We start from the raw sequence: 11398 nt of genomic DNA on the forward strand, positions 1-11398 counted from the left end.
CCTCTCGCAGCCCACCGTCAGGTGTGAGTCCCCTGGATGTCGGCTCCTGACCTTGCTCACGAGTTTCCCGCGTCGTAGCGTGGCGTTCCGTTGCCGTTCAACCGAGTCTGGTCAGATGGTCAAACAGCTGCGATGCGGTTCGGAGAGCATCGCTCGAACGAGAGTTGTCACGTGAGTCTTCGCACGGCCGAGTACCCGAGGCCCGATCACTTCCTGCTCCATGTGAGCGACACGCACCTCCTCGCCGGCGGGGGGAGTCTCTACGACAGTGTCGACAGCGAGACGCATCTGCGTCACCTGTTCGCCGAGTTCGAGGCGTCCGGCGGTCGGCCCGAAGCGATCGTCTTCACGGGCGACCTCGCCGATAAGGGCGAACCCGACGCGTACGACCGCATCCGCTCCATCGTCGAGCCGGTCGCCGAGCGCCTCGGATCGCAGATCATCTGGGTGATGGGCAACCACGACGACCGCCAGGCGTTCCGGGCCGGGCTGTTCGGTGAGGTGCCGACCACCCGCCCGGTCGACCGCGTCTACGACGTCAACGGCCTCCGCGTCATCACCCTCGACTCGAGCGTGCCCGGTCACCACCACGGCGAGATCTCGGACGAGCAGCTCGACTGGCTCGCCGAGGAACTGTCGACGAAGGCGCCCCACGGCACGATCCTCGCGATGCACCACCCGCCCGTCCCGAGTGTGCTCGACCTCGCCGTGAGCGTCGAGCTCCGGGATCAGGCGAAGCTCGCCGAAGTGCTCGAGGGATCCGACGTCCGGAGCATCATCGCCGGGCACCTGCACTACTCCTCGACCGCGACCTTTGCGGGCATCCCGGTGTCGGTCGCCTCGGCCACGTGCTACACGCAGGACCTCAACGTGCCCGTGGGCGGGACGCGGGGTCGCGACGGTGCGCGGGCCTTCAACCTCGTCCACGTCTACGGCAAGACGGTCCTGCACTCGGTGGTGCCGCTGGGTGAGACCCCGCCGCTGCACTACATCGACGCCGAGGAGAGTGCGCGCCTGCTCGCTCGCGACGGCATCGAGCTGCCCGTGTCCGACACGGTGCCCGTGCAGCCGGAGCCGCCGCTGACGATGCCGATCGGCGTCCTCGTCTAGGGCGGCACCTCCCCGCTCCCTGAACTTCCCTCCGGTCCCTGAGCTTGTCGAAGGGCCTCGCCTTGCCCCGCTCCCTGAGCCTGTCGAAGGGCCGCACGTTCCCCGCTCCCTGAGCTTGTCGAAGGGCCGCACGTTCCCCGCTCCCTGAGCCTGTCGAAGTGCCGCAGCCCGGCAGGGTACCGCAGCCCGGCGGGTCCGCCGTTCCGGGAGCCTCCCCGGTCCGACGCGCCTATCGTGGACGGATGACCTCCCCAGAAGCACCCCGCACCGCACTCGTCGTCGGCGCCAGCGGCATCACCGGTTCCGCGATCGTGTCGCAGCTCCTCGAGGACGGTGGCTGGCGGATCCTCGCCCTCTCTCGCCGCGCGCCGGCGGCCCACCCGCAGGTCGAGCACGTCGCGGCCGACCTCCGGGACGCGGCCGACCTCGCACGCGCCCTCGGTGGCACCGGCGTCACCCACGTGTTCTTCACCGCCTGGTCACGTCAGGACACCGAGGCCGAGAACATCCGGGTCAACGGCGGCATGGTCCGCGACCTGCTCGCCGCCCTCTCCGCAGAGCCCGTTCAGCACGTCGCCCTGGTCACCGGCCTGAAGCACTACCTCGGCCCGTTCGAGGCCTATGCGGCGGGCGAGATGCCCGACACCCCGTTCCACGAGGACGAGGACGAGGACCGACTCGACACGCCCAACTTCTACTACGAGCAGGAGGACGAGCTTTTCGCCGCGGCTGCGCGAGCGGGGTTCACCTGGTCGGTTCACCGCTCCCACACGGTGATCGGACACGCGGTGGGCAACGCGATGAACATGGCGTCCACGCTCGCGGTGCAGGCGGCGCTCTGCAAGCGACTCGACCGACCGTTCGTGTTCCCCGGTTCCGAGACCCAGTGGAACGGCCTCACCGACATGACCGACGCCGGACTCCTCGCCGAGCAGATGCTCTGGGCTGCGACCTCACCAGCCGGTGCGGACGAGGCGTTCAACATCGTCAACGGCGACGTCTTCCGCTGGCGCTGGATGTGGCCGCGACTTGCCGCGCACCTCGGTGTCGAGCCGGAGGGCTTCGACACCGAGCCGCGTCCGCTCGAGCAGCAGATGGCGGGCGTCGAGGGCACCTGGGCCGAGCTGGTGGCCGAACACGGTCTCGTCGAGGCCGACCTCTCCCGCGTGGCGTCGTGGTGGCACACCGACGGCGACCTCGGCCGGGACATCGAGGTCGTCACCGACATGAGCAAGAGCCGACTCGCCGGCTTCACCGGCTACCGGCGGACGCTGGACGCCTTCACCGCGATCTTCGACCGCCTCCGCGCAGAGCGCATCGTCCCCTGACCGGCCCTCCGGTCCTGAGCCTGTCGAAGGGCGGCACTTCGACAAGCTCAGTGACCGAGTTCGGCTCAGCGACCCATCCCGGTCCCTGAGCCTGTCGAAGGGCGGTCAGCTGAGCTTGGCGGGCTCGATCTCGAGCGCGCTCGGCACGGCGGCCTCGCGCTCCCACGGCGCCGGGAACGGGAAGTACCGCTCGAGGAAGTCGATCACGGCGGTGGTGCGCTGCTCCACCGAGATCTCCGGCCGGCTGCCGTCGTTCAGGCAGAACATGTCCTGGTCGCGCCGCTTGAGGAGTCGTTCCATCTGCCCGAGCGACTGCTTGAGCGTCGTCTCGATGTAGCGGACCTTCGCCTGGGTCTGCTGCACCGCGCGACCCGTCATGAGGCCGTAGTAGTGGTAGAAGGAGTTCGTCACCGAGATGTTGTCGGCCGCGCGGAAGGCGCTGTGGGAGGTCGCGCGGAACTCCTCGGCGAACTCCTGCTCCATCTCCGCCATGATGCTCCGGCGGAGGGGCGCGGCGCAGTGCTCGAGGTGACGGGTGGTGACGCGTCCGAAGCGCTCGTGCAGGAGCCGACGGTTCACGCGGGCCGCGTTCTCGAAGCCGCTGCGCGAGGGGTCGTTCGCCCCGAGGCCGATGCGGGTGGTCGCCTCCACGAACTTGCTGATGCCGCCCGGTGAGAAGAACAGTTCGGGACTGATCGGTCGGCCGAGGAACATGTCGTCGTTGGAGTAGAGGAAGTGCTCCGACAGCCCCTCGATGCGGTGCAGCTGGCTCTCGACGGCCATGGAGTTGTGCGTCGGCAGGGCGTCGAGGTCGCCGAAGAACTCCTCGCTGCGCACGATGGTGACCTTCGGGTGCTCCGCCAGCCATTCGGGCGCGGGGGAGTCGGTCGCGATGAAGATGCGTCGGATCCAGGGGGCGAAGGTGTGCACGCTGCGGAGGGCGTACTTGAGCTCGTTGATCTGGCGGAAGCGGGCGTCGGAGTCGTCGCCGTCGCCGACGACGTAGCTCTGCATCCGCTTGGCGCGGGCGCGTTGGAACTCCTCGGAGGAGCCGTCCACCCACGAGAAGACGAGGTCGATGTCGAAGGTGACGTCGCTCGCGAGCGCGCCGAACATGTGCTCGAGCGTCCGCCAGCTGCGTCCGTAGCGTTCGACGGTCGTCTCGACGGCCTCGGTGCGGGGCATGTACGTCCGCATGAGGACGTTCTCCACGGGAGCGGTGATCTCCTCGTCGCCGAAGCGCCAGAGTTCGAGCTGCAGGGCGGTCTCCATGCCGTAGCGGAGGCGGCCCAGCGGTTCGATGCGCGGCCGGTAGAGCCGGAACACCTCGGCCTTGCGGGCGCCGGTGAGCAGGCCGTCGGAGAGGAGGTGCGGATCGCCGGCCGGCTTCACCGTCGACATGCGCGCTTTGAGCGGCACGCTGTAGAAGGGCTCGTCGGCGAACGCCTCTGCGAGTGCGGTCTGCAGGCGCTTGCGCAGGGAGCGGTCGACGACGATGACGGGGCGGTCGTGCTCGCCCCGGATGAGGAGGTACTCGATCTCGGCCGCGTCGAGCACGTCGGCGACGGCGAGCAGGTCCTCCACCATCGACTGCTGTGGGGTCAGGTGACCGTTGATGAGGGTGTAGACGCCCTTGCGCTGCACCACGTCGGGGCGGTCGAAGCGCTGCGATCGGGAGCCACCGGTCACGAGGACGAGCTCAGGGGCGGTGGTGAACGGGAGTTCCGGCGGAATCGGGTCCTTCACGGTACTGGTGAAGGCCGTCGGTGCCTGAGTGCCGACGGTTGGCCGCTGGTCGTCGAGTTCGTTCGTGATCGTGTCCGCCTCTGGTCTGCTGGGGAGTGGGTTCCTCGTTATTGTACGGCCGTCGCCCAGGAGCGCTCGCGGCTTGACGGCGACGGGGTCGCAGGCGGCGTCCGGGTACGATTGACCCCATGGTGAGCGTGGCGGAATCCTTGGTGCGCCTGCAGGACCTGGCCTCGTCGCCCGTGGTCGCTCGGGTGGCGTCGGCGTTCGCCGAAGCCGGGTACGAACTGGCCCTCGTCGGCGGACCGGTTCGCGATGCGATGCTCGGTCGCACCGTGAGCGACCTCGACTTCACGTCGAACGCCTCGCCCGACCAGATCCTCGCGGTCCTCAAGCCGATGGCGAGTGCCTGGTGGGACGTCGGCCGCGACTTCGGGACGATCGGCGCGAAGGTCACCGTCACCGACGACGACGGCGTCGAGCACGCCGACACGGTCGAGATCACCACCTACCGGGCCGACGCCTACGACGGCGTGACCCGCAAGCCGGTCGTCGCGTTCGGCGACACCCTCGAAGACGACCTGCGTCGGCGCGACTTCACCGTCAACTCGATGGCGCTCCGCATCCCCGAGATCACCCTCGTCGACCCGTCCGGCGGCGTCGAGGACCTCGTCGCCCACCTGCTGCGGACGCCGAGCTCGCCCGAGGTCTCCTTCGGCGACGACCCGCTGCGCATGCTCCGAGCCGCGCGGTTCGCCTCGCAGCTCGGCTTCCGGCCCACCGACGACGTGATCGAGGCCATGGAGGAGCGTCGCGAGACCATCTCCATCGTGAGCCCAGAGCGCATCCAGGCCGAGCTCGGCAAGCTGCTGGCGACCGACCACCCGCGCGCGGGCCTCGAGCTGCTCGTCGACACCGGCATCGCCGACCTCGTGCTGCCCGAGCTGCCCGCGCTCCGGCTGGAGCCCGACGAGCACCACCACCACAAGGACGTCTACCAGCACTCGCTCACGGTGCTCGAGCAGGCGATCGGCTACGAGCACTCGCGGCACCCCGGTGAGGCGCCCGACCTCGTCCTTCGGTGGGCCGCGCTGCTCCACGACATCGGCAAGCCGGCGACGAAGAAGACCGGCCCCGGCGCAGCCGTCACCTTCTACCACCACGACCTCGTGGGGGCGAAGCTGGCGAAGAAGCGCCTCACCGCGCTCCGGTACGACGGCGACACGATCAAGAGCGTCGCGCGGCTCGTCGAGCTGCACATGCGGTTCTTCGGGTACTCCGAGGGCGTGTGGGCCGACTCCGCGGTGCGGCGCTACGTCCGCGACGCCGGTCCGCTGCTCGAGCGGCTGCACATGCTCGTCCGCGCCGATGTCACGACCCGCAACCGGCGCAAGGCCGACCGCCTCGGCTTCGCCTACGACGACCTCGAACAGCGCATCGTCGAGCTCCAGGAGCAGGAGGAGCTCGAGTCCGTCCGGCCCGACCTCGACGGCAACCGCATCCAGGAGGTGCTGGGCATCGCACCCGGTCGCGAGGTCGGCGAGGCGTACCGCTGGCTGCTGGAGCTGCGTCTCGACGAGGGCCCGCTCGGCGAGGACGAGGCAACTCGTCGCCTCCTCGACTGGTGGTCCTCCCGGTGACAGCCCCACCTGCCCGCGAACTGTCACAAACGCACGGTCAGACGGCGTCACACTGACCGTTTCTGACAGCTCGCGGGCGTTCAGACTGAACTGCTAGCCTCCCTGAGGTTCACGGAACGAAGGATTCTCATGCTCAAGCGCCACGCCGCCCTCGCGATCGCGGCCGCCTCCGCCCTGATGCTGAGCGGTTGCGCCGCCGGATCCACGGAGCGCACGACGGTCACGGTGCGCGTCTGGGATGCCGCCGTCGCCGACGCCTATGAGACCTCGTTCGCCGCCTTCGAGCGAGAGAACCCCGACATCCGTGTCCGCGTCGACGTCGTCGAATGGGCCGACTACTGGACGAAGCTCCGCACCGACGTCGCGGCGGACACCGCTCCCGACGTCTTCTGGTTGAACAACTCCTACCTCGCCGGGTACGCGGACAGCGGGAGCGTCCTCGACGTCGGGCAGACGCTCGGCAAGGACGCCTCGAAGGACTGGGCACCGAGCGTGGTCAGCCAGTTCACCCGGAACGACAAGCTCTGGGCCGTCCCGCAACTGTCCGACGCCGGGATCGCGGTCTACTACAACGCCGACCTCCTCGACGCGGCCGGCGTGAAGCCTGCCGAGCTCGAGGACGCGACCTGGTCGCCCGACGCGACGAAGGACACGTTCCTGCCCCTGGCGAAGAAGCTGACGAAGGACGCGGCCGGGGTCTCGGCCGACCAGCCCGGCTTCAACCCGGCGGCGCCCGCCACCTATGGCACCGGCCTCGGGTACGACCTGCAGGCCGTGCTCCTGCCGTTCATCGGCTCGAACGGCGGGAAGTACCAGGACGGCGACGACTTCGCGTTCAACGACCCGAAGACGAGCGAGTCCGTGAGCTACCTCGTCAACGCGATCAACGGCGCCAAGGTCGCCCCACCGGCCGCCTCCACGAACGCCGACGGTGACTTCTCCCGCGACGCCTTCCTCCAGGGCAAGGTCGCGATGTTCCAGTCGGGGCTCTACAGCCTGAAGGCCGTGCACGACGGCGCCGACTTCCGCTGGGGTGTCGCCGAGCTCCCGGCCGGCCCCGCAGGCAAGGTCAGTGTCACGAACGGGATCGCCGCAGCTGGCAACGCGGCCACCAAGCACCCCGACCAGGTGAAGAAGGTGCTCGCCTGGCTGGGCAGCACCGAGGGCAACGCGCCCGTCGGTGCGTCCGGCTCGGCGGTCCCCGCGGTCACCGCGGCTCAGAAGCAGTACTTCGACTACTGGAAGGGCCAGGACGTCGACGTACAGCCCTTCTTCGACGTGATCGCCGACGAAGCGAAGACCATTGCGCCCCCGACGGGCGCCGGCTACGCGAAGGGACTCGCCGCCTACGACCCGATCTTCAAGGAGATCTTCGCCGGCACGACGCCCGTCGCCGACGGTCTCAAGAAGGCGCAGGAGGCGGCCAACGCCGCCATCAACGACTGAGTCCGGGCGCAGGGCATCGCAGGGCATGATGGACCATCATGCGGATCCTCATCGCGAGTCACCTCGAGCCTGAGTACGTCGAGGCGATCGGCGCCTCCCACCCGGATGTCGAGGTGCTGTACGACCCGACGCTCGTCGCGGTCCCGCAGTACGTCGCCGATCACCGTGGGCCGGCACCCGAGCTGTCCGCAGCGGACCAGCAACGGTAGGCGGACATGCTCGCCCGGGCGGACGTCGCGTTCGACTTCGACTGGCAGGACCCGGCGGCACTGCCGGAGCGCGCCCCGAACCTGAGATGGATCCAGGCGACGAGCGCCGGCATCGGTGCGTTCATGCGCCGGACCGGACTCGACCGCAGCGGCATCGCCGTCACGACGGCGGGCGGTGTGCACGCTGTCCCACTCGCCGAGTTCGCCCTCACCGGGGCGCTCTTCGTCGTGAAGGGTGTTCCGTTCCTCCAGCGACGGCAGCGGGAGCGCCGGTTCGAGCGGTACACGACCAGGCAGCTCGCCGGGATGCGCGTCACCGTCGTCGGCGTCGGCGGCATGGGGTCGAACGTGGTGCGGACCTTCGACGCCATCGGCGCACGGGTGACCGCGGTGGGTCGGGTCGGTGGCACCTATGAGCTCCCCGACGGCGTCGAGCTGAGCGATGTGGACCGGCTCGACGAGGTGCTGCCGGGCACCGACGTGCTCGTCCTCTGCACGGCGCTCACGCCCGAGACCGAGAACCTCATCGACGCCGACCGGATCGCGCTCCTGCCCGACGGCGCCGCCATCGTCAACATCTCCCGTGGGCAGGTCGTCGATGAGGACGCGCTGATCGAGGCACTTCAGTCGGGCAAGCTCGGTGGCGCGGCGCTCGACGTCTTCCGCGAGGAGCCGCTGCCTGCGGACTCCCCGCTCTGGGACCTCGACAACGTGCTCATCTCGCCCCACTCGGCGTCCACGGTCGAGAGCGAGAACGCGACGCTCACGGCACTGTTCATCGAGAACCTCGCCCGCTACCGCGCAGGCGGACCGCTGCTGAACCGGTTCGAGGCCGAGCGCGGGTACTGACCGACCCCGGTCATCGGGGCGTCGAGCCCGGGATCTCGGTGGCGTCCGAACCAGGCGAAACGCGCGGTCATTGCGCTACAGATGTCGCTCGCGCACGTTTCGTGCTCGTAACGAATCTGCACCGGAAGCCTTCTCGGTTTGAGGGATTTGTTCGGAGCGTGCTGTAATCCTCTACAAGCACGTGCGAAGAACCTGCACACAGCCGTGCCGTCTCTCACACACAGAAAATGAGGTCGACATCAATGTCATCCCCACGTAGTGGATTCCGGAAGAGCGCCGTCGCGCTCGCGGGTCTGTCCATCACCGCCCTCGCCCTCGCCGGCTGCGCCGCCGGTGGCAGCGGCTCCAGCAGCGGTGCCAGCGGCACGATCGTCATCGGCACGACCGACAAGGTCACGACGCTCGACCCGGCCGGATCCTACGACAACGGCTCCTTCGCCGTCATGAACCAGGTCTACCCCTTCCTCCTGAACACGCCGTACAACAGCCCGGACGTCGAGCCCGACATCGCCGAGTCGGCCGAGTTCACCTCGCCGACCGAGTACACGGTGAAGCTCAAGAAGGGCCTCAAGTGGGCCAACGGCAACGACCTCACCTCGTCCGACGTGAAGTTCAGCTTCGACCGTCAGCTCGCCATCGCCGACGACAACGGCCCGTCGTCGCTCCTCGGCAACCTCGAGAAGACCGATGCGCCCGACGACCTCACCGTCGTCTTCACGCTGAAGACCGAGAACGACCAGACCTTCCCGCAGGTGCTCTCGAGCCCCGTCGGTCCGATCGTCGACGAGGACGTCTTCTCCGCCACCGAGGTCACGCCCGACAACGACATCGTCAAGGGCAAGGCGTTCGCCGGCCAGTACACGATCGACAGCTACAAGTTCAACGAGCTCATCTCGTACAAGAAGTACGCCGACTACCAGGGCCTCCTCGGCGAGGCGAAGAACGACACCGTCAACGTGAAGTACTACACCGACGAGTCCAACCTGAAGCTCGACGTCAAGCAGGGCAACATCGACGTCGCATCGCGCAGCCTCTCCGCGACCGACATCGAAGACCTGAAGAAGGACAAGAACGTCAAGGTCGTCGACGGCCCCGGTGGCGAGATCCGCTACTTCGTCTTCAACTTCGACACGATGCCCTACGGAGCGACCACCGCTGACGCCGACGCCGCGAAGGCGCTCGCCGTCCGCCAGGCCGCTGCCGACCTGATCGACCGCGCTGCGATCGCCAAGGACGTCTACAAGGACACGTACACCCCGCTCTACTCCTACGTGCCCGCCGGCCTGACCGGTGCCACCGAGTCCCTCAAGGGCCTCTACGGCGACGGCGACGGCGGCCCGGATGCCGCGAAGGCCAAGGAGACGCTCGAGGCAGCCGGTGTGACCGTTCCGGTCGCGCTCAACCTCCAGTACAACGGTGACCACTACGGTTCCGGCTCCGGCGACGAGTACGCGCTCATCAAGGATCAGCTCGAGGCCGACGGTCTGTTCACCGTCAACCTGCAGCAGACCGAGTGGGTGCAGTACTCGAAGGACCGCACGACGGACGTCTACCCGGCGTACCAGCTGGGTTGGTTCCCGGACTACTCCGACGCGGACAACTACCTGACGCCGTTCTTCGCCACGGACAACTTCCTCGCGAACCACTACGACAACCCGGCCGTCAACGACCTCATCAACGAGCAGCGCTCGACGACGGACGCGGACGCACGGACCAAGCTCATCGAGCAGATCCAGGACACGGAGGCGGCCGACCTGTCGACCATCCCGCTGCTCCAGGGCGCTCAGGTGGCGGTCGTCGGCAAGGACATCGAGGGCACCGTCCTCGATGCGTCGTTCAAGTTCCGCTACGCGCCCATCACCAAGGGCTGAGTAGCCTGACCAACTGATATCCGACTATGGTGAGTCGGACGTCGCGATCGGGGTGGCTCCACAGAGCCGCCCCGATCGTCTGTCCGGGCTCTACCGAGTCGGTGATCGAGGAGGATCCACTGCAATGACGGCAGCTGTCGCAACCCCACCCCCCAAGGCGGCCAGACGTTCCGGAGGTGGCGGACTCTGGCGGTACCTCGTCATCCGCTTCCTGCTGATCATCCCGACGGTGTTCATCCTCGTCACCATGGTCTTCTTCCTGATGCGCCTGACCGGTGACCCGATCACCGCGGCGCTCGGAGGTCGCCTCCCAGCCGACCAACTTGCGGAACGCATCAGCGCCGCCGGCTACGACCGGCCGCTCTTCGTCCAGTACTTCGAGTTCCTCGGACAGATCGCCGTCGGCAACTTCGGCACGACGATCTCCGACAACCGGCCGGTCATCGAGGTCCTCCTCACGTACGGCTCCGCGACCCTCGAACTCGCGATCTACGCCCTCATCGTCGCGTTCATCGTCGGCATCCCGCTCGGCATGCTCGCCGCCGCGCGCCGCGACCGCTGGCAGGACGCGGGCCTCCGCGTCTTCGCGATCCTCAGCTACGCCACCCCGGTGTTCTTCGCCGGCCTGCTGCTCAAGCTGATCTTCTCCGTCTGGCTCGGGATCCTCCCGGTCGCCGGTCGAGCGAGCACCGGCACCGAGCTGACGCTCCAGACCATCTCCAACCCGTCCGGCATCTACCTGATCGACGCGATCCGCCTCGGCGACCCGACGGCGATCAGCGACGTCCTCGCCCACGCGGTGCTCCCGGCGATCGCCCTCGGCCTGCTGACGGCAGGCGTCTTCCTGCGGCTGGTCCGCACCAACGTCATCGGCACGCTCGGTTCCGGCTACGTCGACGCGGCCCGGTCGCGCGGCGTCAGCGAGTTCCGGCTCGTGACGAAGCACGCCTACCGTCCGGCGCTCATCCCGATCATCACGGTCATCGGCCTGCAGATCGCGCTCCTCCTCGCGGGCGCGGTCCTCACCGAGACGACCTTCGAATGGAAGGGCCTCGGCTTCATGCTGAGCGAGTACCTCAAGGCGCGTGACTTCGTCGCCGTCCAGGGGATCGTCGCGCTGCTGGCCGTCATCGTCGCCCTGACCAACTTCATCGTCGACATCATCGCGGCGATCATCGACCCGAGGGTGAGGTACTGAG

The 11398-nt window shown here is 68.3% G+C and carries 9 protein-coding genes; 8 read left to right on the plus strand and 1 reads right to left on the minus strand.

Annotated elements, in window-relative coordinates; genetic code table 11:
* Window positions 1-171 precede the first annotated feature (171 nt).
* On the plus strand, window positions 172-1110 hold the full coding sequence (locus IFT89_RS00590) for a phosphodiesterase (protein ID WP_307783356.1): 939 nt from the start codon (window positions 172-174) through the stop codon (window positions 1108-1110).
* Between the two features lie 242 nt (window positions 1111-1352).
* Entirely contained in the window at window positions 1353-2438 is a 1086-nt protein-coding gene (locus IFT89_RS00595) for an SDR family oxidoreductase (protein ID WP_202937919.1), read from the plus strand.
* A gap of 105 nt (window positions 2439-2543) precedes the next feature.
* Here IFT89_RS00595 and IFT89_RS00600 read toward each other — a convergent pair whose 3' ends face one another.
* On the minus strand, window positions 2544-4184 hold the full coding sequence (locus IFT89_RS00600; RefSeq protein ID WP_374190787.1) for a stealth family protein: 1641 nt from the start codon (window positions 4182-4184) through the stop codon (window positions 2544-2546).
* Between the two features lie 188 nt (window positions 4185-4372).
* Here IFT89_RS00600 and IFT89_RS00605 point away from each other — a divergent pair, with 188 nt between their 5' ends.
* From IFT89_RS00605 to IFT89_RS00630, 6 genes are all read left to right on the plus strand, one after another.
* Window positions 4373-5824: a CCA tRNA nucleotidyltransferase gene (locus IFT89_RS00605; protein WP_192019602.1), complete on the plus strand. Its 1452-nt coding sequence runs from the start codon at window positions 4373-4375 to the stop codon at window positions 5822-5824.
* Between the two features lie 129 nt (window positions 5825-5953).
* Window positions 5954-7270 carry an ABC transporter substrate-binding protein gene (locus IFT89_RS00610; protein ID WP_202937920.1) on the plus strand — a complete coding sequence of 439 codons (1317 nt, stop codon included), beginning with the start codon at window positions 5954-5956 and terminating at the stop codon, window positions 7268-7270.
* 38 nt (window positions 7271-7308) lie between these two features.
* Window positions 7309-7479: a hypothetical protein gene (locus IFT89_RS00615; RefSeq protein ID WP_202937921.1), complete on the plus strand. Its 171-nt coding sequence runs from the start codon at window positions 7309-7311 to the stop codon at window positions 7477-7479.
* Between the two features lie 6 nt (window positions 7480-7485).
* Window positions 7486-8328 (plus strand): D-2-hydroxyacid dehydrogenase, encoded by an 843-nt coding sequence (locus IFT89_RS00620; RefSeq protein WP_202937922.1) that lies wholly within the window; start codon window positions 7486-7488, stop codon window positions 8326-8328.
* A gap of 242 nt (window positions 8329-8570) precedes the next feature.
* Entirely contained in the window at window positions 8571-10199 is a 1629-nt protein-coding gene (locus IFT89_RS00625) for an ABC transporter substrate-binding protein (protein ID WP_202937923.1), read from the plus strand.
* A gap of 124 nt (window positions 10200-10323) precedes the next feature.
* Window positions 10324-11397 carry an ABC transporter permease gene (locus tag IFT89_RS00630; RefSeq protein WP_202937924.1) on the plus strand — a complete coding sequence of 358 codons (1074 nt, stop codon included), beginning with the start codon at window positions 10324-10326 and terminating at the stop codon, window positions 11395-11397.
* Window position 11398 lies beyond the last annotated feature (1 nt).

The sequence above is a fragment of the Plantibacter sp. CFBP 13570 genome, from assembly GCF_014841395.1.
GTDB classification, from domain to species: domain Bacteria; phylum Actinomycetota; class Actinomycetes; order Actinomycetales; family Microbacteriaceae; genus Plantibacter; species Plantibacter auratus.